At 63.2% G+C, this 26,173-nt stretch carries 24 protein-coding genes; 14 read left to right on the top strand and 10 right to left on the bottom strand.

Annotated elements, in window-relative coordinates; all coding sequences use genetic code 11:
* Position 1: 1 nt before the first annotated feature.
* Positions 2-829: a TylF/MycF/NovP-related O-methyltransferase gene (locus tag KTR60_RS01220; protein WP_007731781.1), complete on the top strand. Its 828-nt coding sequence runs from the start codon at positions 2-4 to the stop codon at positions 827-829.
* 3 nt (positions 830-832) lie between these two features.
* Here KTR60_RS01220 and KTR60_RS01215 read toward each other — a convergent pair whose 3' ends face one another.
* Entirely contained in the window at positions 833-2,698 is a 1,866-nt protein-coding gene (locus KTR60_RS01215; RefSeq protein ID WP_007731783.1) for a glycosyltransferase, read from the bottom strand.
* Between the two features lie 68 nt (positions 2,699-2,766).
* The gene (locus KTR60_RS01210) at positions 2,767-3,576 is read right to left on the bottom strand and encodes a glycosyltransferase (protein ID WP_007731786.1); all 810 of its coding nucleotides are present in this window, start codon (positions 3,574-3,576) and stop codon (positions 2,767-2,769) included.
* 145 nt (positions 3,577-3,721) lie between these two features.
* Here KTR60_RS01210 and KTR60_RS01205 point away from each other — a divergent pair, with 145 nt between their 5' ends.
* Entirely contained in the window at positions 3,722-5,932 is a 2,211-nt protein-coding gene (locus tag KTR60_RS01205; RefSeq protein ID WP_007731788.1) for a hypothetical protein, read from the top strand.
* On the opposite strand, the gene KTR60_RS01200 is transcribed toward KTR60_RS01205, so the two are convergent.
* Positions 5,887-6,867 (bottom strand): Gfo/Idh/MocA family protein, encoded by a 981-nt coding sequence (locus tag KTR60_RS01200; RefSeq protein ID WP_007731789.1) that lies wholly within the window; start codon positions 6,865-6,867, stop codon positions 5,887-5,889. The genes KTR60_RS01205 and KTR60_RS01200 overlap by 46 nt on opposite strands.
* A 3-nt stretch (positions 6,868-6,870) precedes the next feature.
* Positions 6,871-7,971 carry a DegT/DnrJ/EryC1/StrS family aminotransferase gene (locus KTR60_RS01195; RefSeq protein ID WP_007731790.1) on the bottom strand — a complete coding sequence of 367 codons (1,101 nt, stop codon included), beginning with the start codon at positions 7,969-7,971 and terminating at the stop codon, positions 6,871-6,873.
* Positions 7,972-8,078: 107 nt separating this feature from the next.
* Here KTR60_RS01195 and KTR60_RS01190 point away from each other — a divergent pair, with 107 nt between their 5' ends.
* Both KTR60_RS01190 and KTR60_RS01185 read left to right on the top strand, forming a co-directional pair.
* Complete coding sequence (locus KTR60_RS01190; protein WP_007731791.1) at positions 8,079-8,798, top strand: DapH/DapD/GlmU-related protein; 720 nt, start codon at positions 8,079-8,081, stop codon at positions 8,796-8,798.
* A 58-nt stretch (positions 8,799-8,856) separates the two neighbouring features.
* Positions 8,857-9,876, top strand: a complete 1,020-nt coding sequence (locus tag KTR60_RS01185) for a lysylphosphatidylglycerol synthase transmembrane domain-containing protein (protein WP_007731792.1) — start codon at positions 8,857-8,859, stop codon at positions 9,874-9,876.
* Positions 9,877-9,883: 7 nt separating this feature from the next.
* On the opposite strand, the gene rfbB is transcribed toward KTR60_RS01185, so the two are convergent.
* The gene (rfbB, locus tag KTR60_RS01180; RefSeq protein WP_007731793.1) at positions 9,884-10,885 is read right to left on the bottom strand and encodes a dTDP-glucose 4,6-dehydratase; all 1,002 of its coding nucleotides are present in this window, start codon (positions 10,883-10,885) and stop codon (positions 9,884-9,886) included.
* Between the two features lie 96 nt (positions 10,886-10,981).
* Between rfbB and rfbA the strand changes: the two genes are divergently transcribed.
* The 4 genes from rfbA to KTR60_RS01160 are packed head-to-tail and all read left to right on the top strand — an operon-like array spanning position 10,982 to position 14,502.
* Entirely contained in the window at positions 10,982-11,857 is an 876-nt protein-coding gene (rfbA, locus tag KTR60_RS01175; protein ID WP_003943968.1) for a glucose-1-phosphate thymidylyltransferase RfbA, read from the top strand.
* Position 11,858: 1 nt separating this feature from the next.
* A complete protein-coding gene (locus KTR60_RS01170) occupies positions 11,859-12,464 on the top strand; it encodes a dTDP-4-dehydrorhamnose 3,5-epimerase family protein (RefSeq protein WP_007731794.1) in 606 nt (201 codons plus the stop codon).
* A gap of 51 nt (positions 12,465-12,515) precedes the next feature.
* Entirely contained in the window at positions 12,516-13,607 is a 1,092-nt protein-coding gene (locus KTR60_RS01165; RefSeq protein WP_003943984.1) for a S1C family serine protease, read from the top strand.
* A gap of 34 nt (positions 13,608-13,641) precedes the next feature.
* Complete coding sequence (locus KTR60_RS01160; RefSeq protein WP_007731796.1) at positions 13,642-14,502, top strand: ATP-grasp domain-containing protein; 861 nt, start codon at positions 13,642-13,644, stop codon at positions 14,500-14,502.
* Here the strand turns inward: KTR60_RS01160 and KTR60_RS01155 are convergent.
* Genes KTR60_RS01155 through KTR60_RS01145 form a run of 3 tightly spaced genes read right to left on the bottom strand, consistent with a single transcriptional unit; the run spans position 14,488 to position 16,915 of the window.
* Positions 14,488-15,459, bottom strand: coding sequence for an alpha/beta hydrolase (locus KTR60_RS01155; protein ID WP_003943846.1), 972 nt, complete (start codon positions 15,457-15,459; stop codon positions 14,488-14,490). The two genes, KTR60_RS01160 and KTR60_RS01155, sit on opposite strands and share 15 nt — an antisense overlap.
* Positions 15,460-15,478: 19 nt before the next feature.
* Complete coding sequence (locus KTR60_RS01150) at positions 15,479-16,387, bottom strand: PIN domain-containing protein (protein WP_042447630.1); 909 nt, start codon at positions 16,385-16,387, stop codon at positions 15,479-15,481.
* Positions 16,388-16,441: 54 nt separating this feature from the next.
* Positions 16,442-16,915, bottom strand: a complete 474-nt coding sequence (locus tag KTR60_RS01145) for a GtrA family protein (protein WP_074447111.1) — start codon at positions 16,913-16,915, stop codon at positions 16,442-16,444.
* 63 nt (positions 16,916-16,978) lie between these two features.
* Here KTR60_RS01145 and KTR60_RS01140 point away from each other — a divergent pair, with 63 nt between their 5' ends.
* The 5 genes from KTR60_RS01140 (at position 16,979) to KTR60_RS01120 (ending at position 22,528) form a co-directional block, all read left to right on the top strand.
* The gene (locus tag KTR60_RS01140) at positions 16,979-18,412 is read left to right on the top strand and encodes an FAD-binding oxidoreductase (RefSeq protein ID WP_003943934.1); all 1,434 of its coding nucleotides are present in this window, start codon (positions 16,979-16,981) and stop codon (positions 18,410-18,412) included.
* Complete coding sequence (locus tag KTR60_RS01135; RefSeq protein WP_007731800.1) at positions 18,409-19,170, top strand: decaprenylphospho-beta-D-erythro-pentofuranosid-2-ulose 2-reductase; 762 nt, start codon at positions 18,409-18,411, stop codon at positions 19,168-19,170. Before KTR60_RS01140 ends, KTR60_RS01135 begins: the two co-directional genes overlap by 4 nt.
* 90 nt (positions 19,171-19,260) lie before the next feature.
* Complete coding sequence (locus KTR60_RS01130) at positions 19,261-21,114, top strand: galactan 5-O-arabinofuranosyltransferase (protein WP_064688150.1); 1,854 nt, start codon at positions 19,261-19,263, stop codon at positions 21,112-21,114.
* Between the two features lie 73 nt (positions 21,115-21,187).
* Positions 21,188-21,796 (top strand): TetR/AcrR family transcriptional regulator, encoded by a 609-nt coding sequence (locus tag KTR60_RS01125; protein WP_228401673.1) that lies wholly within the window; start codon positions 21,188-21,190, stop codon positions 21,794-21,796.
* A 99-nt stretch (positions 21,797-21,895) separates the two neighbouring features.
* The gene (locus tag KTR60_RS01120) at positions 21,896-22,528 is read left to right on the top strand and encodes a hypothetical protein (RefSeq protein WP_202022615.1); all 633 of its coding nucleotides are present in this window, start codon (positions 21,896-21,898) and stop codon (positions 22,526-22,528) included.
* Between the two features lie 21 nt (positions 22,529-22,549).
* Here the strand turns inward: KTR60_RS01120 and KTR60_RS01115 are convergent, their stop codons facing one another.
* Positions 22,550-23,221: an MspA family porin gene (locus KTR60_RS01115; RefSeq protein WP_228401671.1), complete on the bottom strand. Its 672-nt coding sequence runs from the start codon at positions 23,219-23,221 to the stop codon at positions 22,550-22,552.
* A 335-nt stretch (positions 23,222-23,556) separates the two neighbouring features.
* Here KTR60_RS01115 and KTR60_RS01110 point away from each other — a divergent pair, with 335 nt between their 5' ends.
* Positions 23,557-25,389 carry a hypothetical protein gene (locus KTR60_RS01110; protein ID WP_042921226.1) on the top strand — a complete coding sequence of 611 codons (1,833 nt, stop codon included), beginning with the start codon at positions 23,557-23,559 and terminating at the stop codon, positions 25,387-25,389.
* Between the two features lie 9 nt (positions 25,390-25,398).
* Here KTR60_RS01110 and map read toward each other — a convergent pair whose 3' ends face one another.
* Positions 25,399-26,163, bottom strand: coding sequence for a type I methionyl aminopeptidase (gene map, locus KTR60_RS01105; RefSeq protein ID WP_030535815.1), 765 nt, complete (start codon positions 26,161-26,163; stop codon positions 25,399-25,401).
* Positions 26,164-26,173 lie beyond the last annotated feature (10 nt).

Below are 26,173 nucleotides of genomic sequence, written 5' to 3'. Positions count from 1 at the left end.
CATGTTCGAGCAGTTCCGTTCCAGCGCCAGAACCAAGCTTCAGCGTGCGGTATCCGAGGTGGTCGAGGCCGCCGACCGGCGCAACGCAGATCGCACGCAACAGATCCTCGATGCGCTGACGCTCTCACGTGACGAACTGGCCGGGGCCCGCGGTGACATCGCGGGCCTCCGGTCCAGGATCGACGAACTGGAATTTCGTCAGCGACGGGATCTGGCCTACGCCGTGGACCTGCAAGCGACGGCATCGACCGCAGAGTTCATCCTCGAACACCTTCGCGTCGCCGAGACGTTCGGCCACCCACACGACACGCTTCGCCATGCACTGGGATTGATCGAAATACCCGGCATGGCACTCGAATTCGGCGTTGCCAGCGGAACCACACTCAGGATCATCGCGGAGGCATTCACCGAACGCGAGGGAACCGTCGCGGGTTTCGACGTGTTCTCCGGCCTTCCGGAAACCTGGCGGACCGGGTTCCCGGTTGGTGAGTTCGCTCAGGAATCAGTCCCCGAAGTACCTGGAGCGCAACTTGTTCCGGGCCTCTTCGAGGACACCCTGCCCTCGTTCCTGAACGACGAACCCGGCCCCGTTGCGTTCCTGCACCTCGACGCCGATCTCTACTCGTCCACCAAGACGGTGCTCGATCTCCTCGGCGACCGCCTGGTACCCGGGTCGATCGTCGTCTTCGACGAATTCTTCAACTATCCCGGGTGGCAGCAGCACGAGTACCGGGCGTGGACGGAGTTCGTCACACGCACCGGCATCTCGTTCGAATACCTCGGGTACACCGTCGACAACGAGCAGGTCATCGCCAAGATAGTGCGTTGAGGCTCACTTCTCGTACAGTCGAGCCCAGTTCTCGCGGCTGGTGAGCTGCGGGAACTCGCGAGCGAATGCTTCAGCCACACTTGGCGCTTCGGCGAGGAACCGCTTCATGACGCCGGCGAGGCGACCGCTCATCTCGGCGGCCTTCTCGCTGTCGAAGCGGCGTTCGCGCACGCCTCCCTGCGAAGCATCGGTGACGAAGACGTGATCGAAACGTCCGACGTGCCACCACTGCGCATCTTCGTACGAGATCGCCACCGGGCCCCGCTCCAGATGATTGCGCGCCTGCATCACAGCACGTTTCGCGAGAACCAGGTCTGTCCACAAACCGGGTTTCGGGCTGGGCGCAACACGACGGATCGGCAGCCTTCCCGGCAACTCCGACGCCGGGCGAGTTACCGTCTCGGGGAAGCGCTTACGTTCCTGGTTGATCGCGGCAAGCGCCTCCTGCCCACCGTCCGCCAAACCTTCCGGCCCCTCGAGGAATCCCTCGATCGCCCGGAGTTGCGTGTGTGCAAGGCCGTACTGCAAACCCACGATCGAATGCGAAATGTCGCGGGAGAGCTGCTTCGCGAGGGTTTTGGGTGCAAACCCTGGGTCAAGCGCAGCGGTGATCAGTCCGTTGCGCGTACTGAAGTAGTGCGCAAAACCGTCGACGTCCTTCCAATAGAAGTCCGCATGCCAGACAGCAGCCGACGGCAACGTGATGGTGGGAATCCCGGCCCGCCCAGCCCGCAAGCTGTACTCGACGTCGTCCCACTGGAAGAAGACCGGCAGTGGCAAGCCGATCCGCTCGATGGCTTCAGCAGGGATCAGGCAAGACCACCAGCCGTTGTATTCGGCATCCACGCGGCGTTCCGGCAGCTTCTCGAGCACACTCCGGTTGCGAACACCGTGCTCATCGGTCGGTACACCACGCTGAAGCGTGCCCAGATCCACGCGTTCACCCGAAGCCAGCAGGTAGTCGGGGTTGAACAGGAAGAGCATCTGGGCACCGATCAACGCCGGCTCCGTCGTCATGTTCGCGAACGCACTCAGTCGAAGAACCGATTCGGGTTCGCACAGAATGTCGTCGTCCATCAAGATCACGTCGGCGTGCGGCCCGGCCGCCGAAGCCTCGTACAGGCCCCGGGTGAATCCGCCGGCACCACCCAGATTCGCCTGCCGCAGATATTGCAACCGCGAACCGAACTTCTTCGACACTTCCTGGAACAGCTCACGGCTCTCTACCGGATCCGTTCCCTGATCGACGACGTACAGAGCGTCGAGCAACGCGAGTACACGCTCGTCGGACGCGAGGGCCTCGACCGTGCGCGCACAGTCGTCCGCACGATTGAACGTGCAGATCGCCACGGCTACCGGGCGAATCGACTCCGGCGAGACGACGGTCCATTCCACATCGTCGACCACTGCGCCGCCACCCTGCGCTTCGAACTGCAGCCACAGTGCCCCGCCGTCGACGAAAGTATCGAGCGGGGCGGTCATGGACACTCGCTCGTCGCCGGTCACGACGACGTTCGTCACGATACGACGGTGGCCACCGATGTCCGAGGCCTGGATCTGGATGCGGCAAGCGGTATCGGCCACGACATGTGCAGTGACGGTGACCTCGGTGACATTGGTCCAGCGCTGCCAGTAGCTGGCCGGAAAACGACCGAAGAAGGTATTGGTGTGCGCGACCGCGCCCGGCTGAAGCCGCAACTCGAACCGCGATCGCGTCGACATACCGACCTTGGTCACCGCATACAGTTCGTCACTGGCGACGGGCGAAGTTCCGGTGAACAACGTCCGCTGCGCCAGCAGTCGATCCGACGTCGCGCTGCGTTCGATCAACTCGACTCCGGAATCGGACTGGTCATCGGTCGTGTTCACGGTATCCACGCCCCGCAGGGTATCGCGAATCCGCACCTCGGCGCCCCGGGCACCGAGTCACACCAGGTCTACCCGTGATTACTCACTGCAGCGGCGGAGCGCAGCTCGGTCTTTCGCCGACGAAGCGACAACAGACCCTTCGCCATCTGGACCACGTCCTTGGGCGAGATACGGCTCGCGTGCGCCAGATGATCGTCGCTGAGTCGGATCGGGACCTCGACCGGGCGCACCCCAGCCAATTCGAGCGCGTAGTCCAATTCGGTGGTGAAAAGGAATCCACGCTCGGTCAGCGAGGGTGCGATTCGACGCAGCAAAACGCCGTCGACGATGAATGTCCCCTGGGGGTCGCCCGTGCGGGTACCCAGCACCACCCGTCGCAGCGTCGCGAATCCACCCGTCATCACCGAACGCAGCAAGCCACGTTCCACCTCTGAGTCCGAATGAGCCTTTGAACCGATGACCACCGGCGGGACGGACCCTAGATCCGCCATCACGCGGTCGGCGCCTTCGATGTCACCGAAACCGAACGGAAGGTCGTCCGCGGTGAGCAACACGCGTCGTCCACGAGAAACAAGCGTCCCGGCGCGAAGCGCTGCGCCCATCCCTTTGTCGCTGCTCATCGGCAGGAAGGTCACTCCAGGCCAAGACCAGGAAGCTGCCAGAGCAGCACACACGTCGGCAGTGTTGTCCGTCGAACCGTTCTCCACGACGATGATCTCGACCTGACCGGCGCTCTCGGCCGGGCGGCTGGTGAAGTACTCGGCGAATTGACGCACCGTCGACTCCAGCACCTCGCCTGAGTTGTATGCGGGGATGATCACCGAGAGTTCCGGCGTAGCTGGTTCCCCACGAACGGGTTCCGTTCGCGATGTCGCCACGTCCCGATCTCCTTACTTCCCCGACTGCAGTTCGAACTCGTCGGAATACTACGCTCCGAGAAACAAGGCGCAGCCCAGGCTCCGAGAAAAAGAGCACGACCCAGGCTCCGAACAACAGCCATCGACTCGAAGACGAAAGCACATCGTGAAATCTGACTTACCGCTCGCACAACGCGTGGTGCCGCCAATTCTTCTCGCCGCTCTGGTGTCGATCGTCGCCGCCATCCCACTGATCTCCAATCGGTGGTTCTACTACTGGGACGACAGCGCAGCAGCTTTCACGCCTGGTTGGCACACGATCGGCGAGCGAATCCTGTCCGGGTCATGGCCGACGCTCATCCCCGAATTGTGGGCCGGCGGCAATGTCACAGCCGAAGCCCTTTACGGGACATACAATCCCGTGATCCTTCTGGATTCGGTTGCCATTGCACTCATTCCGAACCTGGGAATCGGAATCACCCTGGTCAAGATGCAATTCATGGCGATTCTCGCGGTAGGCGTTTATCTGGTGGCCCGCCAGTACGGCGCCAATCGGTCGATGGCTTTCATCGCCGGATTTGCCATGCCGTTCGCCGGATACACGCTCTATTTCGACGCCTCCAGTTGGGCGTCCGGGCTGATCGCCTTCGCCTGGATCCCCCACGTCTGGTGGTCTACCCGCGCCAGCGCCCTCGGCCGAGTGAACCCCCTGGTACCGATCGTTTTCGGCTATCTTGCGATGACCACCGGAAACCCGTACGGCGCTGTCGGTGTCGCGGTCGTCTACCTCGCTGTCATAGCGGAATGCATCGCAATCAAACGCGCAGGCAGCATCAAATCACTGATGATCAGCGCGGCAGCGATCATCATGATGTCGCTGATCGTGTATCTACCGTTGCTCTTCACCACCGGCGTGTCGGTGCGTACTCAGTCCGGAATCGCGAACGACGGTTCGCTTCGACCCGATCTCGGTGACCTGCTCAATCTCTCCGGCCCGTCGAACCAGCCGTACGTCACCGCTTTCGCTTCGCCTGCCATGACGATTCCACTGGTGTACCTGGCCTGGTTCCTCATACCGCTCGCACCGTGGATTCAATGGAAGTCACTGAAGAAGTTGGGCCGCCACAGCGTCTCGCTGTTCGTCTTCGGCGGAATTTACGTCGTACTACTTCTCGGACCGTCGAATCTGTGGCTTTTCCGTTGGCCCGCGCGACTGCTCGAGTACGGTCAACTGCCCGCCATCGTGGTCACGGCGGTCGCCCTCTCTGCCGGACTGCATCGTGATCGAATCCGGACAAGATCAATCATCACCGCGGGATTGTTGGCACTTCAGTTCTATCTTGCCTGGTCGAATGTCCCGGAAGACATCGGTATTCACTCGGCATCACTGATAATCACCGTGGTTCTCACCGTCTTCGCGTTGGTCGTGGCCTACCGAAAGCCCCGCTACCTCGCCGGTGCACTCGCTGTCGGCATCGTCGTCGTGCTCAGTGCTCAAGCCAATTTCTGGTTCACCGGAAACTACAACGTGACACCGTGGAAGTTCCCCAGGCAGGTGGCATTCCTGGAGTCCAAGTTCGAGGACCGTTACCAGGGAACCACTTTCGCGATTGCCGACCCCGTCAACATCCCGCCGGACAACGAAACCGGGCAGTGGGGTGACCTCCTGTTCGGCAACGCCTGGCAGCCTGCCGGAGTCAATGCCGTCAACAGCTACGCCGGAATCAGCTACAACGATTTCGTTCAAGCACTGTGCTTGAACTACTACGGCGGCGTCCAGTGTCCGGACGGCGTCGACCGACTGCTCGCTGAATCGCCGGGAACGGGTGTGTCCTGGCTCGACGCGATGCGAGTCGACACGGTCGTCGTTCAGAATTCCGGACCGTACGGCGGAAAACGCGCCCTCGACGCCCTACCCGAGGGCGAGTGGACCGTATCGCCGGATCGGGTGGTCACGGTTGGCCATCGCACCACCGAGCATCAGTGGCCCGACGGTCGCGTATCCGCAGCGACGCCTGGTCTCGACGTACGTGGCGATGCCGCCGCTACGGACACCAGGGAAACCGTCGAATACACCGGATCAGGCACGGTCACATTCGCCCTACTGGCCTGGCCGGGCTGGACGGCGACTGTCGATGGTCAGACGGTCGAGACGAAGGCCAGCCCCGGCGGGTTGTTGCAGGTCGATCTACCGCCGAGTGCCACGTCCGGATCTGCCCTCACCATCGAATTCAGTCCACCCGGAAGCACTTTCGGCTGGACTGTCGCCGGCGTCGGATTGCTCCTGGCACTGTCTCAAGGAGCGTGGGCCTTCCGACGCCGACGCAGCGGTCAGGACGACAACGCTGCAGCCAACGCAGATTCCGTCACCTCGTGAACCGCGCGGTGAGCGGGCAGAATCGACGCTCGCTCACCGTCTGCGTCACCGGTGCCCTGCACCAATCCGAGGAAATGCGTCAGCTGCGCGGCAAGCGGTTCCTCGCTGTAGCGGATCGTCGGAATTTCGATGACCGTCTGCTGCTGGTAGCCGTCCCGATCGGTGGGCATGTTGTCGTCGATGTGCCGGTAGATCGTGATGTCGCGACGCAGGAGATCGATCTCGATGAGTCGATCGGCCTCGAGCAACGACAGCTGGCGAATCTTGCGCTGACTGATCCGGCTCGCGGAAATCGTTGCAACAGCACCTGATCCGAAGCGCAATACGGCGTCGGCGCAATCTTCCGACCGGTTCTGCACGGACGTCGGGTGGAAGTAGCCGAACTCCCCTTTTGCCAAACTGGGTTCCGAGCCGGCAAATCCGATGGCAAGGTCGATATCGTGAATCAGCAGGTCCGTCGCGACACCCGTCGGAATGCGGGAAACGAACGGCGAGTGGCGGATACCGTTCACCTGCCACACATCGCCGGAGAACTCACGGGCGGTGCGGACAGCGGGATTGAACCGTTCGAGCAGTCCACACATCAGGGGAACACCGGACGCGCGCGAACGATCGACCAGGTCGACGCTCTGCTCGTACGTCGCAGCCAACGGCTTCTCCACCAGGACAGGCTTCCCCAGATCGAGAACCCGCCCGGCCAACTCGTAGTGCGCCGGCGTAGCAGCGGCGATCACGACGGCGTCGATACCGTCGAGCGAGTCGAAATCGGCGGCCCAACGCGTATCGAACCGCGCAGCAACAGCTTTGCCCTGCTCCTCGCGCGGCTCGATCAGCAGATCCAACTCGCACAGCGGCGACTGCGCGATGACCCGCGCATGCAGCGAGCCCATCTGACCGGATCCGACAAGAGCGATACGTGGCTTGCTAGCAGTCATTTTTCAGGCCTCCATGGCGCCGCGAACCGCGGCAACGATCTGATCGACGTCGCCGGCGGACAACGCAGCGTGGACGGGGATGCTCAGGCACCGCGACGCAACCGAAGTGGCCACCGGCGTCTCGTCGATGACGACGCGCGGATGTTCGCGGTAGCACTCGTAGTCGTAGACGGCCTTCGGGTAATAGATGCCGCTACCGATGTCCTTCGCGGCCAGACGCTCACTCAACTGGTCGCGAGTGATCGGTGCGTCTTCCGCCAGCAGCAAGGTGAACTGATGCCAGACATGTCCACGACCGGACAGTTCGCTCGGCAGGATCAGTCCTTCGACGTCCTTCAGGCCGACACGCAAGGCCTCCGCATTCCGGCGGCGCGCCTCGACCTGCTGCATGTACGTCGCCATCTGGGGCAGAGCCAAGCTCGCCTGGAGGTCAGTCATCCGGTAGTTCTGGCCGACCATCTCGTACTGGTAGCGCGCCCGCATGCCCTGGTTGCGCAGGACCCGAAGACGATCGGCGATCGCGTCGTCGTCGGTCGTGATCATTCCGCCCTCGGCGGTCGTGAGGTTCTTCGTTGCATAGAACGAGAAGCAACCCACACCGAAACTGCCGGCGCCTCGCCCGTCGAACGTCGCTCCGTGGGCCTGAGCGGCGTCCTCGACCACAGTCAGACCGTTTTTCGATGCCAGCGGCATCAAGGCACCCATGTCAGCCGACTGTCCGTACAGATGAACCGGCATCAGAACCTTCGTGCGGTCACCGATTCGATCGGCAGCGACTGCCGGGTCGATGTTGAAATCGGACTCGGAGATATCGGCAAACCTCGCGGTCGCGCCTGCCTCGAGAATTGCATTGAGGGTGGCCACGAACGTGAACGGCGTGGTCAGAACCTCGTCACCTGGCTGAAGATCCTGGACCTGAAGAGCCGCGATCAATGCGGTCGTGCCGTTGTTCACCGCCACCGCGTGTCGCGTTCCGACCAGCGCCGCGAACTCGTCCTCGAGCCGCTTCACCTTGGGTCCCTGCGCGACGATCCCCGATCGCAGAGTGTCCAGCACCTCGCGCTCGACTTCTTCCCCGAACGAGATACTGGATATCGCGATCACTGAGTTACCTCCGATAGGTTGCATTCATTCAGCACCGACGGTGTCGGTGCCGACCAACTGAGGGTAACGAAGCAGTCGAATGCTCTACGAAAGGATTCCCGTACATCATGCCAATCGGTAAGAATTGCCAGATTCATCCCACCGTTGTGATCGGAGACGAAGTCACCATCGGCGACGGGGTCAGCATCGGGCCCTACGCGGTCCTGACGGGATCGCTCGAGATCGGCGACAACTGCTGGATCGGTTCGAGCGTCAGCCTCGGCGCCCCTCCCGAATGGATAGGCAAAGAGCACCCTCTGACATGGACCGAACGCAGCCCTCACCAGGGCATCGTCATTGGCTCAGGTACCACGATCCGCGAACTGACCACGGTTCATCAAGGCGGCGAGCGACCGACGATCATCGGGCGCAACTGCTTCATCATGAACCGCACTTCTGTAGGGCATGACGTCCAGATGGGTGATGGATGCACCGTCGCTCCGTCGACCACTTTCGGAGGCCACGTCACGATGGGAGATGACGTCAACTTGGGAATCAACACTGTCATCCATCAGCGGCGTGTCATCGGAACCCGCGCGATGGTGGGGATGGGTTCAATAGTTCCGAAGGACGTTCCTCCGTACGCAACGGTGTTCGGCAATCCAGCGAAACTTCACGGGACCAACCGGGTCGGAATGAGTCGGTCGGGAATCGCGGAGGAGGACATCGCCGCGATCGAAGCCGTGTACGCCGCGGGCAGCTTCGGCACGTCACCGGCCATTCCGGACTCGCTGTCGAACGCCTTCACCTGGTGGCGGGAACGCGCCGACAAACCGCTCGTGGTTTAGCGAGACAAATCCTGGTTGGTATCGTCTGCGAAATGACGAACGGGCGGGATGCAGGCGCGTGAGTACCTCTCCCGAATCTGAACAACCGGTCGAAGACGTCGAACCGGCCGCACAGCCGAACGCTCTACGCGGCCTTCTCGTCAACGGATTCAAGGTCCTCGTCACCCTCGCGATCGTCGTCGCGATCATCTTCGCGGTGAAGTCCCAATGGTCCGAGGTCAAGAACACGATCACCGAGCTGAACTGGTGGACGCTTGCCGCCTCGTCGGTGTTCATCTTCCTCGGTATGGGTGCCGCAGTGCGGGCCTGGCAGCACGCACTCGGCGCCCTCGAACAACCGATCCCGGCCTTCGACGCCGCTCGCGCTTATCTGGTCGGCCAACTCGGCAAGTACCTTCCCGGCAGTGTCTGGGCCTTCGTTCTGCAAACGGAACTCGTCAGGCGCGCCGGTGTGTCCCGTGCCGCAGGCTTTGTCGCAGTGCTGGTCACGGTGGGGTTGAGCACAACTTCGGCGCTGGTCGTCGGCCTCTTCGGTCTACCTGCCCTGTTCGAGGTCAGCACGGCGGCAGCGGTCGGCGTGATCATCCTCGTACCGATCGCATTGGTCTGCGCCTACCCGCCGGTGCTCACACGCCTGGTGAACCTCGCACTGAAACTGCTCCGCCGCACGCCGCTGCACAAGCCGCTCACGATGCACAAGATTGCGCTCGCATTGGGCTGGTGCGCAGCAAGCTGGGTGCTCTACGGCATCCAGTTGTGGCTGCTCGCGTCCAGTTCGGCCGGCTTCGAAATCCGTGGGCTCGTCCAGTGCATCGGCGCTCTCGCCCTCGGTATGTGCGCGGGCGTCCTCGTGTTCGTCGTCCCGTCCGGAATCGGTGTCCGCGAAGCCGTCATCGTCGCAGCGCTTTCACCGTTCATGGATGCCGGCGTCGCGCTCGGCCTCGCACTGGCGTCGAGGCTGCTGTTCACCCTCTGTGAGGTCTTTGCCGGCGTCGTGGCTGCACTGTCGGGATCACGAGGCCTGCGCAATGCACTCGTGCACGAGCGCTCGCGGGTGCCGGACCCCACCAAAGCCTGACGTTCGGTCAGATCACTTTCTCGGCCGCGGAATACTGCGTCTCGACGCCGGCCTTCTGCGGACGCCACCACTGCTCGTTGTCGCGATACCACTCGACGGTGGCTTCCAGTCCGCTTCGAAAATCGCGGTACTGCGGCTTCCACCCGAGCTCCTGCTGCAGTCGCGTCGAATCGATCGCATACCGCAGATCGTGACCAGGGCGGTCGGTGACGAAGTCGAAATCGTCCGGCTTGCGTCCGAAAATTTCGAGCAGGGTCGCAATCACCGTCCGGTTGTCGGTTTCACCGTCGGCGCCGATCAGATACGTCTCGCCGGACTTTCCGCGGTCCAGGATGTCCCAGACGGCGCGGTTGTGGTCCTCGACGTGAATCCAGTCGCGGACGTTGCGGCCTTCCCCGTACAACCGTGGACGCACTCCGTCGAGCAGATTGGTGATCTGGCGTGGGATGAACTTCTCCACATGCTGGTACGGGCCGTAATTGTTGGAGCAGTTCGAGATGGTCGCCGCGATCCCGAACGAGCGCACCCAGGCGCGCACGAACAGATCACTCGACGCCTTGGACGCGGAGTACGGGCTCGACGGGTTGTACGGTGTCGTCTCCGTGAACTTCGCCGGATCATCCAGTTCGAGGTCGCCGTACACCTCGTCGGTCGAAATGTGGTGATAACGGACCCCGTGCGAACGCACTGCCTGCAGGAGCGAGAAGGTTCCCATGACGTTGGTGCGCAAAAACGGTTCGGGGTCGGCGAGGGAATTGTCGTTGTGGCTTTCGGCCGCGAAGTGCACGACTGCGTCGGAGCGCGAGACAAGATCGTCGACCAGCGACTCGTCGGCCACGTCGCCGTGGACAAACGTGATCCGGTCCTCGACGGACGCCAGGGACTGGCGATTTCCGGCGTAGGTCAGAGCGTCGAGAACCGTGACTTCCACGTCGGGACGCGTCGCCACCGTCTGATGAACGAAATTGGCACCGATGAAGCCGGCACCCCCGGTGACCAGTAGTCGCACGTCATCTCCTCAGGCTCATCGGACGAACCCCACTTTAGCGGCCGGGCGTGTCATGTCCGTTTGCGTCGGCAGGCAGGAGTGCAGGACACTGCACGCATGCGCGGAATCATTCTGGCCGGTGGCACCGGGTCGCGGTTGCACCCGATCACCCTCGGAGTGAGCAAGCAACTCTTGCCTGTCTACGACAAGCCGATGATCTACTACCCGCTCTCCACTCTCATGCTCGCCGACATTCGCGACATCTTGATCATCACGACCCCACACGACGCCGAACAATTCCGCCGGGTTCTCGGCGACGGCTCACAATTCGGCGTCAACCTCACCTATGCAGTGCAACACGAACCGAACGGCCTCGCAACGGCATTCACCCTCGGCGCAGAGCACATCGGATCCGACTCCGTGGCGCTCGTCCTCGGCGACAACATCTTCTACGGCCCCGGCCTCGGAACCCAACTCAGGCGTTTCTCCGACATCGACGGCGGAGCCGTATTCGCTTACTGGGTCTCGAATCCGACCGCCTACGGCGTCGTCGAATTCGACGACTCGGGTCGCGCCGTGTCCATCGAGGAAAAGCCGACGTCACCGAAATCCAATTACGCAGTCCCCGGCCTCTATTTCTACGACAGCGACGTCGTGGACATCGCACGCACTCTGAAGCCCTCTGCGCGTGGCGAATACGAAATCAGCGACATCAATCAGCACTATCTCGAAGCTGGCAAACTTTCTGTCGATGTCCTCCCCCGCGGAACCGCGTGGCTCGACACCGGCACACCCGATTCCCTGCTCGAGGCAGCGAACTACGTGCGGACCATCGAACACCGCCAAGGCCTCAAGATCGGTTCCCCTGAAGAGGTTGCGTGGCGTCAAGGATTCATCAGCTCCGACCAATTACGCACTCAGGCAGAAGCATTGGGCAAATCCGGGTACGGCAACTACCTACTCGAGCTGCTCGAGCACGGCAAGGAATGGTGACGTGGAAATCCGTCCACTGAAGATCGCCGGAGCGTGGGAAATTACACCGAAGCAGTTCGGCGACAACCGCGGTGTCTTTCTCGAATGGTTCAAAAGCTCCGCCTTCACCGCCGCGACCGGCCGCACTCTCGATCTCGCGCAGGCCAACTGCTCGGTTTCCGAAGCCGGTAGCCTCCGCGGGATCCACTTCACCGACAATCCGCCCGGACAGGCGAAGTACATCACCTGCGTGAAAGGTGCCTTCCTCGACGTTGTCGTAGACCTGCGCGTCGGATCACCGACCTTCGGCGAGTGGGATGCGGTGGTGATCGACGACGTCGATCGACGAGCGGTGTTCCTGGCGGAAGGCCTCGGCCACGCGATCCTTTCACTCGAAGACGGATCGACAGTGATGTACCTGTGCAGCGTCGAATACTCGCCCCACCTGGACCGCGACCTCGATCCCTTCGATCCGGAACTCGAGATCGAATGGCCGAGAACAGACCGTAAGGGCAACCCTCTGACCTACGAGCTCTCCACAAAGGACGCTGCCGCGCCGTCCCTGGCGACGCTCCGCGCGGACGGCATGTTGCCCGGTTTTGTGGCCGAAGATTCGCCGAATCGGTAATCTTCACCTTTCACGACTCGATGGCATGACACCGGCGGGACGGACGGCTGGATGACCAAACGTGCGAGCAGACGCGGCCTGTGGACGGCCGTCGTTCTCGCAGCCGGCCTCGGTGGTCTCGCGCTGGTCGCACCGCCCCTGACCCCGGGAACGATCGAGTCCGCACCGGTCACCGTCATCACGACCACCCCACCCGCGCCGGTTGTTCCGCTCACCCCGGAGGAGCTCTCGGCCCGGGTGGTCCCCACCATCGTCACCATCACGGCGCCGGCCGGATTCACCACCACTGCTGGGACCGGGATCGTGCTCTCCCCTGACGGAGTGGTGCTCACGAATCACCACGTCATCAGCGGAGCCTCGGACGTCACTGCCGTCAGCATGTCCAACGGGCTGATCTACGACGCCGAGATCCTCGGGTACGACAGCGTCAGCGATCTTGCCGTCCTTCGACTCGCGGGCGCTGACGATCTGCCGGTGGCTGTGGTCGGCAAATCAGCAGAAGCCGCTCGCGGGGACTCCGTCACCGCAATCGGAAATGCGGAAGGCGGCGGAGTACCCGTCCCTGCTCCCGGCGTCATCACCAACCTCGGTGTCACCGTCAACACCCGCAACGTGTCCGACGGATCGCGAAACCAGTTGAAGGGCCTCATCGAGGTCGACGCGGACATCCGGCCTGGCGATTCCGGTGGCCCCCTGGTCAACGCCGTTGGCGAGCTGATCGGCGTCAGCAGCGCGGGCAACGCCGTCACCGACCGCACCGAAACCTCACCGGCGCCTCAGTCCTACGCGATACCGATCGACACCGCACTACCGATCGTCGAGCAGGTACTCGGTGGCCGCTCCTCCGAGACCGTGCGTGTGGGACCGACACCCGTACTCGGTGTCGCGGTGAAGGATCACGCGGACATGCCGGCCGGCGCCGAAGTTGTTGCCGTGAGCTTCGATTCGCCGGCCGAGCGGGTGGGGCTGACCAAAGGTGCGGTCATCACCGAGTTCGGTGGCAGCCGGATCGCGTCGTCCGCTGATCTCAACGCGGCGATGAGCTCGCGCCGCCCCGGCGACACCGTCGCGGTGACGTGGGTGGACGCAACCGGGCAACCCGGGACCGGTTCGCTGGTCCTCGACGAGGGGCCACCTCGCTAGTCTTAGAAGGCGCCAGCCGTGAAAGCATCGTGGCATGACCACGGTTCTCCTGCTCACCTGTGACGGCGCCGCCCGCGAGGCGGATGTCGAAAGCAAACTCGTCATGGATGCTCTCACCTCCTACGGCATCGCGTCGACGATGGCGCCGTGGTCGAGCCCGTCCCTCCTCGATATCGACGCCGACCTGGTTCTGATCCGGTCGACCTGGGACTACACCCAGCGCCTCGACGAATTTCTTGCCGTTCTCGATCAGCTGACCGCTCCGATCGCCAATCCACTCTCGATCGTGAAGTGGAACGCACACAAGGGATACCTCACCGAACTTGCCGCGGCCGGCGTACCTATCGTCCCAACCGCTGTGATCGCTGCCGGAAAGAGCGAAACACTCACCCTCCCTTCGTTCGAGGGTGCCGACGTCATCGTCAAGCCTGCAGTGTCCGCCGGCGCTGTCGGAGTGGGAAAGTTTGCCGCCGGGTCCGCGCAGGCCCACGCTCACCTCAGCTCAATCCTCGACGGCGGTAACGACGCGTTGGTCCAGCCATTCGTCTCGGACGTCGTCGACGGTGAGCGCTCGATCATCCACATCAGCGGACGCTACTCACACGCTGTCCGGAAGATCCCGGCCGCCAACGACTTCCGCGTGCAGGAATTTCACGGCGGAACCAACCACCTCCACGAACCGTCCGCCGCCGAACTCACGGTGGCCGACGCAGCACTGGCCGCGACCCCATGCGGCCCCGGCGAATTGCTTTATGCGCGTGTGGACGTCGTGGGTCCGGTGGATCAGCCACTGCTCATGGAAGTGGAACTGATCGAGCCCGAACTCTTTCTGCCATTCGCCCCTGGATCTGCCGACGCCCTCGCACGGGCAGTTGTCGCGTCACTGCGCACGTGACGCCTGGGGCGGGACCGCATCCAGCCTGGCGCGAATGAACCTGGCAACGTCACGTAGCGCAGCCCGGCTCTCCGGCAAGCCAGGCCAGACGGCGGGAAACGCGTGAACCTGGCCGTTCCAGATCTGCAGCGAGCACGGCACCCCCGCGGCGGCGAGCCGTTGCGCCATCACCTCCGAATCGACTCTGAGCACCTCGGATTCGGCGGCGATCAGCAACGACGGCGGCAGAGCGGCCAGATCGCCGTCGACGGGTGAGTTCGTCTGTCCGCCAAGCTTTCCGATCGCCATCAATGCCGACACCGGGGCGATCACGTCGCGTCGAGCGTTGGCGTGGACTGATTTGGTGGTGCAATCGAGATCGAGGAGAGGTGAGAGCCCGACAAGACCGGCCGGAACCTCGAGCCCCGCGGAAACAGCTGCAAGTGCCGTCGCGAAAACCAGGAAGCCTCCGGCCGAATCGCCAACGAAGACAACCTTTTCCGGCAAGGCTCCCTGTTCGAGGAGCCACCGGTATGCATCGAGACAGTCGTCGACGGACCCGCTGATGCTCGTGCTCGGCAACTGTCGATATGCGATGTGCAGGACCGGAAGGCCGGTTCGCTTGGCGATGCTTGCAACGACCGGCCGATGCGTGTTGAGCCCGCAGCACATGAACCCGCCGCCGTGCAGGTAGAGAACAACACCGTCGCGCAGATCAGCCGTCGAGCCTGCCGTCCGCACGAGTTCACCGTCGAAACCTGGAAAGCGAATCGCTTCCCGATCGATCCCGGACGGAATGCGTACACCCGCGGCCGAGTCCAGCACTGCGGCGCGGCGCATGGCGCCAGGCGTCAGCGGCGCGATCCCGACCACGGGCCGAAGCATCCATCGGCACGCGTTGTAGAGGACCTGCGATTCGATACTCGGCCTGCCGTATCGAGTTCCGGTCCTTCGACTGACTGTCGGCAACAGAGACATCTGTCCAGATTAGAAGCGATCAGGCACCGAAGAGGTCGACTTCGTCGAGATCGTCGACGATCGTGACCTTTCGTTTCCGCCCGCCGATGACCTTGCCCAGACCGCGCAGTCCACCGGACTGAGCTTTCGGGGCGGGTTCGATGCGCTGCGGCGCAACTCTCGTCCGCGCTGCGCGCTGAACAGGCTTGGGGGCGGGGGCTGCTGCAGGTGCCGCGGGTTCGGGAACCTCGGCTGGAACCACCGCTTCCGGCTCCACGAAGCCCTGAGCAACCGGGGCCTCGGGCGCGACCTCAGCGGCTTCCTCGACCTCCGCCACTTGCTCCACCTGCACCGGTCCGTCGATCACCGGGATGTCCGACGCCCAGCGGACCCGATACTCCAGACCGCGCGACGCCAGCTCACGCGCGAGATCGCCGTGCCAGACCCCGTCTTCGCCGTCGCCGTATGCCCGTGCGTCGGAGCTCACCCAGATGACGTCGACGCCCGGGTTGCGGTCGGCGAGATCGAGCACGGTCAGCCAGTTCAGCGTCGCCGGATATCCGTCTCGCTTCTTCTTGTCGGTATAGGGCCGACGCAGCGAGATCGCCCTCTCGGCCACCTCGAGATGCGAAACGTCGACTGGATCGACCACTTCGACGCCGATCGCCACGAGGTCTTCGATCACGTCGTCGACGTAGCCGTCGGCCTTGTCGTGAGCCGCGTCGACGAACCTCGTAAGGTCGCGCCGCAACCCCAGTCGGTCGTACATGCGCGCCTGGACGCTCAGGGCCGCGATCATCTCCGCCGATTCCTCGCGGTAGCGACTCGCAACCTCGAGGACGACCAATCGCGGCACGACGACGCGGTGTCCGAGTGCGCGAGCGTCGGCGATGGCAGTGTCGAACCGTGCGCCCCTGGTCAGGGCCGAAGAATCGAGAACGATGATCATGGGCTCGATTCTCTCTCGAGAAACCGGACGAATGCGCTAATCCACCCCGAACCGTTACTTGATCTTGAAGATCACTGCCCGCTGAACGATGAAGTTGATGACCGTCGCGGTGCCCTGCGCGATGACGAAGGCCAGCGGTGTCCGCCACCAATGCTCGTCGAAGACATGGACCATCAGTTCGTTGAGTCCGACCTGAACCGCAAAAGTGACCGCGTACAGCGCGACTACAGCGATGAAGCGGGCGCGAGAAGGCTCGGCCTTGAACGTCCACCGACGATTGATGAGGTACGCCGTCGTGGTGCCCGCAACGAAGCTCAGCGATTTTGCGGCGACGCGCGGCAACCCCAACGCGAGGAGCAGCACATACAGCCCGTAGTCCACGACCGCCGACAGCCCACCCGTCGCGACGAACCGGACGATCTGCGTTTTCAGGTCCAACGCGTCGTCGGCGATGTCCGTCGTGACAGGAATCTCGACGGGCAGCGGGACGTGGGGTTCGTGCTGGTGACTTGCAGGTGTTTCGGGCACGACGACGAGAGTAACCACTCGAGTCGGAGCCGTCGGCACTACTCCCAGGTAACCTCTACCTTGATGTCCACGACAGCAGAAGAGACGCCGCAGCCGGCTCTCCACACCCAAGCCCGCACCCTCACCGGTTGGGGACGCACCGCCGCCACCACTGCACAGGTGCTGTCCACCCCCGACGTGGAAGTGATCGCCAACGCGGTCGCCCAGGTTGCGGAACAGAACGATTCCAAGCCCTCGCATCTGCGACGCGGCGTCATCGCGCGCGGCCTCGGCCGCTCGTACGGTGACCCAGCGCAGAACGCCGGCGGCCTGGTCATCGACATGAATGCCCTCAGCCGCATTCACCGCATCGATCGCGACACCGCTCTGGTGGACGTCGACGCCGGCGTGAATCTGGATCAGCTGATGAAGGCTGCTCTGCCGTTCGGCCTGTGGGTTCCGGTCCTGCCGGGTACTCGTCAGGTCACGATCGGCGGCGCCATCGGCTCGGATATCCACGGCAAGAACCACCACAGCGCGGGCAGCTTCGGCAACCACGTCGTGTCGTTGGATCTGCTGACGGCCGACGGCAAGGTTCGCACGCTCACCCCCAAGGGCGGGCGCAACGACCCGAAGGCCGCACTGTTCTGGGCCACGATCGGCGGCATGGGCCTGACGGGCATCATCTTGCGGGCAACCATCAAGATGACACCGACCGAGACGGCGTACTTCATCGCCGACGGCGACGTCACCAACAGCCTCGACGAGACCATCGCGCTGCACAGCGACGGCAGCGAGGCCAACTACGAGTATTCGAGCGCCTGGTTCGACGCGATTTCCGCGCCCCCGAAGCTCGGTCGTGCGGCAGTCTCGCGCGGATCTCTGGCGAAGCTCGACCAGCTTCCGGCCAAGCTGCAGAAGAACCCGCTCGCCTTCGACGCACCGCAGTTGCTGACGTTCCCCGACGTCTTCCCGAACGGGCTGGCCAACAAGTTCAACTTCACCGCGATCGGTGAGGTCTGGTTCCGCAAGTCCGGCAAGTATCGCGGCAAGGTCCAGAATCTGACGCAGTTCTACCACCCGCTCGACATGTTCGGTGAGTGGAACCGCGCGTACGGATCCAACGGATTCCTGCAGTACCAGTTCGTGGTTCCGCCGGAGGCCGTCGACGAGTTCAAGAAGATCATCGTCGACATCCAGCGCAGCGGGCACTACTCGTTCCTCAACGTGTTCAAGCTCTTCGGCGAAGGCAATCAGGCGCCGCTGAGCTTCCCGATCCCGGGCTGGAACATCTGCGTCGACTTCCGCATCAAGCCGGGCCTGAACGAGTTCGTCACCGAACTCGACAAGCGTGTCCTCGAATTCGGCGGACGCCTGTACACGGCCAAGGACTCGCGGACGTCCGCGGAAACCTTCCACGCCATGTACCCGCGCATCGACGAGTGGATCGCGACGCGCCGCAAGTACGACCCCACAGGCGTTTTCGCCTCCGATATGTCCAGAAGGCTGGAACTGTGATCAACGCTGTAGGTAACCCGCAAACCGTTTTGCTTCTCGGTGGAACCTCCGAGATCGGCCTCGCCATCTGTGAGGAATACCTGAAGAAGGCGCCGCTCCGCGTCGTTCTGGCGGCACTCCCTGGCGATCCGGGACGCGAAGCTGCGGTCAAGCAGCTCGAAGCGAAGGGTGCCACCTCGGTGGAGCTCATCGATTTCGACGCCGTTGATTTCGAATCGCACCCGAAGGTGATCGACCAGGCGTTCTCGAACGGTGACGTCGACGTCGCCATCGTCGCCTTCGCACTGGACGGTGACTCCGAAGAGCTGTGGCAGAACCAGCGCAAGGCCGTTCTGGTGGCAAACGTCAACTACACCGCTTCCGTCTCGGTCGGTGTTCTTCTCGGCGAGAAGATGAAGGCTCAGGGCTTCGGCAAGATCATCGCGATGTCGTCGGTTGCCGGCGAGCGCGTCAAGCGTGCCAACTTCGTCTACGGATCCACCAAGGCGGGCCTCGACGGTTTCTACCTCGGACTCGGCGAGGCTCTCGCGGAATTCGGACCGCAGGTCACCGTCGTTCGCCCCGGCATGGTGCGCACGCAGTTCAGTGCCCACGTCAAGGAAGCTCCGCTGACGGTCAACAAGGACATCGTCGCGAAGCTCGCTGTTGCCGCCTCGGACAAGGGCAAGGAAATCGTCTGGACTCCCGGCCCGTGGCGCTTCGTCATGATGGGTCTTCGCCACGTGCCGCGCCCGATCTTCCGGAAGTTGCCGGTTTAAGCTCCTCCCGTGCCAGAAACAACAACTGCTCCGAGTACAGACCTTTCGACCCCGTCGCCGTGGCGTAATGCCGCGGCGACGGTGGTGGAAATGGCCCTCGGAGCGCTGGTCGCCGCTGTTGTAGCCGCTGTCGGGCTCTTTGCTTTCGGCCGAGTGCAGTGGCCGGCGTTCACCTCTTCCAATGTCACGCAGGCAGTCACGACGGTGCTGCAGGTGCTCTGCATCGCAGTGGTCGGTGTTGCGGTTCTGATGTTCCGCGCCCGCAAGGCCGAGCGGGTCGCAAAACTCCTCTCGTGGGCCGGGCTCTCCGGCTTCGTCACCACGACGCTCGGACTTCCCCTGGCCGCGACGAGTCTGTATCTGCACGGCGTCTCGGTCGATCAGCAGTTCCGCACCGAGTACCTGACCCGGCTGACGGATTCGGCTGCGCTGCAGGACATGACGTACGTGGATCTGCCGCCGTTCTACCCGGCCGGCTGGTTCTGGATCGGTGGACGCGTCGCGAACCTGCTGGGCATGGACGGCTGGGAAGCCTTCAAGCCCTACGCGATCGGCTCGTTGGCTGTCGTCGCCGTCGTTGCACTCGTGTTGTGGACCAAGCTGATTCGACGCGATTGGGCCGTCGTCGCGGCATTGGCCGTCACTGCCGTCGTGTTGGCGTACAACTCCCCCGAGGCGTACGGCGCCGTCATCAACCTCCTGATCCCGCCGGTGCTGATCCTCGCGTGGGGTGCATTGGACCGGCCGGGGGCATCTCGATTTGCCGGAGCCGGCGCAATACTCGGGACGGGCCTGTTCCTCGGTTTCGCCGCAACGGTCTACACGTTGTACCTCGCCTTTGCCGCCTTCTCAGTCACTTTGATGGCCGTCGTCGCAGCAGTAATGGCAGCGAAGGCCAAAAACACGTGGAAGGCAGCGCTGAATCCGCTGATCCGACTGGTAGTGATCGCCGCGATCGCAGGGGTAGTGGCCCTCACGGTCTGGACTCCGTACCTGTTGAAAGCACTTTCAGGGGCAACTTCCGAATCCGGCACGGCATTCCACTATCTTCCCGATTCCGGTGCGGTACTGCCCTTCCCGATGCTGAGCTTCACCCTCGTCGGTGGGCTGTGCCTACTCGGCACGATCTGGCTGATTTCGCGTTTCCTCTTCTCCCGCCGCGCCCGGGCACTCGGCATCGGTGTCATTGCCGTGTATCTGTGGGCATTGCTGTCCATGACGTTCACCGTCGCCGGCAGTACGCTCCTCGGTTTCCGACTGGAGCCGGTCCTGATCGGACTCCTTGCCGCCGCCGGTGTGTTCGGTTTCTTCGAGTTCGCCGGTTGGATCGTGCTGGCCACCAGCGAAAATCCTCGCGTCAAAGCGGTACTGGTTGCACTCGGTGTCATCGGAGCCATCGCCTTCGCGCAGAACATCCCGCAGGTGCTGGCGCCGGATATCGCTGTGGCATACAGCGATACCGACGGCAACGGCGAGCGCGGGGACAAGCGACCCCCGGGTGCCGAAGCCAATTACGCCGACATCGACCGGATCATTCGCGAGCAGTTGGGACGCGAACCCCATGACACGGTGGTCCTCACTGCCGACATCGGCTTCCTCAGCTTCTACCCGTACTTCGGCTTTCAAGGACTGACGTCGCACTACGCGAACCCGCTCGCCGATTTCCGTGCGCGCGCCGCGCTGATCGAGCAGTGGTCGGAACTGAAGACGCCTGACGAACTGGTAGCTGCGCTGGACTCGGCGCCGTGGCGCAGCCCCGACGCCTTCGTCTTCCGCCAGGGCGCCGACGGGTACACGCTGCGGTTGGCAGAGGACGTCTACCCCAACGACCCGAACGTCCGCCGCTACACGGTCACGTTCCCCAAGGAACTGTTCGACGATCCTCGTTTCACCGTGACCGAGCAGGGGCCGTTTGTGGTCGTTACCCGCTCTGACGCAATCTAACCAGGAGATACGTCACAAAAGGCTTACCGTCGGGGTCGTTGACGCGACCCCGACGCACCCCTAACTTCATACCGTGCCCCGAACCGATGCCCGAGCGGCGATGATCGATGCAGCCGAGCGTCTGGTTGCCGAGCGAGGTCTGGCCGCTCTGACTCTTCGTGATGTTCAGACCGAAGCCGGGCAGGCCAACAAATCGGCTGCGCAGTATCACTTCGGGTCACGTGAAGGTTTGCTGGCGGCCGTCGTCGAGTCCAGAATGCGACCTGCCGGTGAGCGTCGTCGTGAGTTGCTCGACACGATCGATCTCGACGCGAATCCACCGACGATGCGTGCCCTCGTCGAGGCTCTCGTCCTGCCGTTGGCGGAACAGACCATCTACCGCGAGGGCACGTTGTACGCGCGGTTCCTGGTGCAGTCGATCTTCGACCCGGCGATGTCGTCGACTATCCGTGACCACATGCAGGCCGAGAGTTTCCGCGAAGTTCAGCGGCGGATAGTCGCTGTGTCCTCGTTACCGGCAGAGATCGCCGAACTTCGGGCGGGAACTCTGACCGTGCTCACCGTCGTCACTTTTGCCACGTGGGAAGGCCGCGTCGACAGCCGCGAACGTGCTCACGTGATCGTTGCCGACCTGATCGAAAGTTGCCTCGGAGCACTCTCGGCCCCGGCTGCGCAAATCTGACACGCTGTCCGGCGAGTTTGTTTCCGAAACTGCCGGGGTACTCAGCCCCTCCAAGCGCAGTCGAGCAAACGGCCGCATCAACCACCGGCGGGGTAGGTGATGACAGTGAGCGAACTCGTTGCGCAAAGCCGCGAGCTTGTACCGCATCGTGCAGTTCTCGATTCCGCAGAGCATGTTCTGGTCATTGCGCGCGGCAAACCGTTCGGGCGCGAGCAGGCTTTCCATGAAGTGTTGAGCGTCGCGATTCGCAATCGCATCGAAGTACTCACTCTGGCAAGGGCTCTCATCGACGTGTCCGAGTCCCGCGACTACCGCGCGATCCCGACCGACACCGCGCACACCGTTGCGGTGCTCGAATGGGGCGAGCTACTCGAGATCCCCACCGAACACCACGAGAAGTCCAGGGCCGAGTCATCCGAGGACGTCGATGAATCGAGTGAACCCGACGACCCGATCGAACCCGAGTATCTGGTCGAGACCGACGTGGGCGGACGGGTCGTCTTCGTCGCCCTCGCGTTCACGATCGGCGGGATAGTCGGATTCTTCGCGCACGACTGGGCACTTCTGCTTCTGATCACCGCCGTGTACCTCGTGTGGATCGCGGCACGGTTGGTCGCGAAACTCGTCAGTGTTTCCCGTAGTGCCCACTGGGCGGACGCTTCGCCGATTCGTGGCGCCGATTCGACCACAAGGAACGCGGAAAACTCCCACCATCACGCTGTTGCAGCGTGACGGCGGGAGCATCCGCTTTCGCTAAAGCCTCTGCGGTACACCGTAAGTGACGACGGTATCGCCATTCGACGTGACAGCCTTCGCGTACGGCCTGATGGTCACCGGCCCGATTGCTCCCTGTACGTAACCGTGAACTCCGGACAGACGGACAGCGGCTTCGGGACCGTCGAACTCCTGATCTTCGAGCAGCGCGACGTCGGTGATACCGCCCGGCGCCAGGTCGACGTCCAGTTCCTGCGACGGAATGATGTCGCCGCCGATGACGAACCCATTGGAAATATCCAGGCCCAGTTCGAAATCCGGAACCAGACCGATCCCGAGGTTCGTTCCGCTCTCGACTGCCCAGTCGAGACCAGGACTGTTGAGAACGACCGTCGCGCCGGTCAGCGCGATCGGGTAACCGATCTGATAGCCGATCGTCAGCTTCGTTCCGGTGAAACTTGCTGCATCCGGGCCGTCGATCTTCACGCCGGCAACCCCGTCGTGGAAGAACTCGACACTCAGCGGTGAGCTGTCGAGAGATGGAAAGACGTGGATAGCGGTATCAGCCTGGAAGACTTCTATCCGATTTCCTTTGACGTCGGTGATCGAACTGGTGTTGTCGACGCCTGCCGACGCCGTCCCACCCCCCAGGACAACGGCCAACAAGGCCACTGCTCCTACTGCGCTACTACGAACTGCTGTCTTCGACATGCACAAGCACCATCCCATCCGGTATAGGCCCCGGACGTAGGTTCCAACTCTTCGTCGAGGATGGGATTCGTCGGGGCTGCCTGAACAAACGCGAGCAAGATCCTTGTTGCGATACCCCGGTCACGAACCCGTCAAACGGTGCACGAAAACATTACTTTTCGGACAAGTCGGGCGGACCGGTTTGTCCCGCTGAGTGCGCCCGCTCGCGGACGCGAACCGTTTTGTTCGTTACTCTGACAGAGGAAGTTATCGAATCGAGACCTAAGTAGGCCACCCCGAACTTCTGAGAACTGCCACTTCAGGGATGGGCGCCAGAACCGAAAGGCACCGACTGCATGACCGAGACCTTGCCCGACGTCCAACTGCTCGAAGAAGCACGTCCAGGGCGAGTCCGTTCAGCAGTGCGGCGCTCGGTCGTCCAGCGCGGTCGTCTGGTCGACCTCGCGATCATGGCGACGTTCACCGTCGCGGCGATCTACGTGATGTCCAACCTGTGGAGCGATCTGCAGTCCGGCTATCTGTTCAACGCGGGCCGCGACCAGGCCATGTGGGAATGGTTCTTCGCCGATACCGCTCACGCCCTCGCCCAGTTCCGCAGCCCACTGTTCAGTGACCTGCAGAATTACCCGCTCGGCGTGAACCTGATGGCCAATACCGCCATGTTCGGGATCAGCATCCCGCTGGCCCCGATCACATTGATCTTCGGACCGACAGCCACGTATGCGATCGGACTGACTGCCGGCCTCGGCGGCACCGCTATCGCCTGGTACTGGGCATTCTCGCGGCACGTGCTGACCGGCGTCTCCGTCCGCTCCAAGGTCGCCGCCGCCGTCGGAGCGGGGTTCTGCGGATTTGCGCCCGCCATGATCTCGCATGCCAACGGCCACCCGAACTTCGTCGCGTTCTTCGTACTTCCGTTCATATTCTTGCAGGTAGTGCGCATTTCGAACGGCAAGCGTCCGGTTCGCGACGGTGTCGTCCTCGGCCTACTCGTCGCCTGGCAGATCTTCCTCGGCGAAGAACCGCTCCTCATCTTCACGATGTCAGCCATGGTGTTCGGCGCCGCCTATGCACTGCCCGGCCTGGCCAAGTCGCGCCAGGCGATCAAGCGCGCGATGCCCGGCCTCGTGATCGGCGGCGCGGTCACACTCCTGATCACCGCGGTGCCGCTGTGGTCGCAGTTCTTCGGCCCAGCGAGCTACGACGGCGTCTCACACGGTCAGGCAGGCAACGACACCGCTGCACTCACCACGTTCCCGACCGAATCGGTTGCGGGCGACCCCGAGGGCGCGGAGTTCCGAATGAACCCGACCGAGGAGAACGCGTACTTCGGATGGCCGCTGGTGCTCCTGCTTCTCGGTGCAACGGTGTGGCTGTGGCGCATCCGCCTGACCCGCGCGGCTGCCGCCGTGATCGTGGTCATGGGTGTGCTCTCACTCGGTTCCGAACTGACCATCGACGGTGACAAGACCGGCATCACTCTGCCGTGGAAACTCCTCGCCGACCTGCCGTTGTTCGAATCGGTGCTCGAATCCCGATTCGCGATGGGCGCGATTCCGGCGATCGGGCTGCTGCTCACCCTCGGCACCTACCGCGCTTTTGTCGAACTTCGTGGACCGCGCCGCACGGCAGCCGGTGTCTGGCTGGTGGCTCTCGCCGTCGCGATGATTCCCCTGATCCCGACCCCCATTGACGCCGATCAGCGATCTGCGACGCCCGAATTCATCACCAGCGGCTCGTGGGAGAACTACGTCAGCGACGGCACCCTGGTGACGGTTCCCGTCGCGAGCGCCGAAGACGCCCGCGCACTGAGCTGGCAGGTCGACGCCGACTTCGGCTTCCCCATCGCCGGCGGGTACTTCGTCGGCCCGGATTCGAAGACCCGCGCCGGAATCTACGGCGCCGAGTCCCGGCCCACCTCGACCCTGCTGGTCAATGCCAAACAAACCGGCAAGGTCCCGTTGATCGACGTGGGCACCAGAGCGAACGCACTGACCGACCTGCGGTACTGGCACGCCGACGTACTGGTGCTTCCCCGATTCTCCGGCGACGACGCCCTGCGCCACACGGTCGACGAGCTGGTCGGCTTCGACGCCAAGCGCGTCGACGACGTGTGGGTGTGGGACGTACGAGACCTCGTGAGCGGCAAGACCTCCAACCAGAGCTGAGCGGGTTGATCAGCGGGTCATGATCACCGGACCGTCTTCGGTGATCGCGACCGTGTGCTCACTGTGCGCAGCCCGGGCGCCCGAAACGGTGCGAAGGGTCCACCCGTCGGCGTCGTGCCGGTAGTCGTCGGTTCCGTCGGCGATGAGCATCGGTTCGATGGCGATGACCAGGCCGGGACGCAGCCGGAAGCCTTTGCCTGCTCGACCTTCGTTGGGCACGTCCGGGCCTTCGTGCATCTCGCGGCCGATGCCGTGCCCACCGTGATCGGCCAGCATGCCGTACCCGCGGCCACGCGCGTACTGTCCGATCGCGGCACCGATGTCGCCCAATCGGTTTCCGGGCTGGGCAGCGGCAATGCCACGGGCAAGTGCCTCATCGGTCGCGTCGATCAGTGCCTGATCCTCACTACTCCCCCGCCCGACAGTGAAGCTGATGGCGGAGTCGCCGCACCAGCCGTCGAGTCTCGCGCCGCAGTCGATGCTGACCAGGTCACCGTCGCGAAGCCGGTACTCATTCGGGATACCGTGCACCACAGCATCGTTCACACTCGCACAGATGGCGCCTGGGAACGGCGTCGATGCCGTTGCCGGCCGGTAGTTCAAGAACAGCGCCGAGGCGCCGGCCGCCGAAATAACCTCCGCGGCAACGGCGTCCAATTCGAGCAACGTCACCCCGACGCTTGCCGCCTCACGCGCCGCAGCCAGAGCCTGCGCCGTGATTCTCCCAGCCGCCGCCATCGCGTCGATTTCCCCTGCGGTCTTGATTTCGACCATTTCGAACACC

This window comes from Rhodococcus sp. C1, from assembly GCF_020809065.1.
In the GTDB taxonomy this organism is placed as follows: Bacteria; Actinomycetota; Actinomycetes; order Mycobacteriales; family Mycobacteriaceae; genus Rhodococcus_F; species Rhodococcus_F qingshengii.
This window is presented reverse-complemented; position numbering and strand designations above follow the sequence as displayed.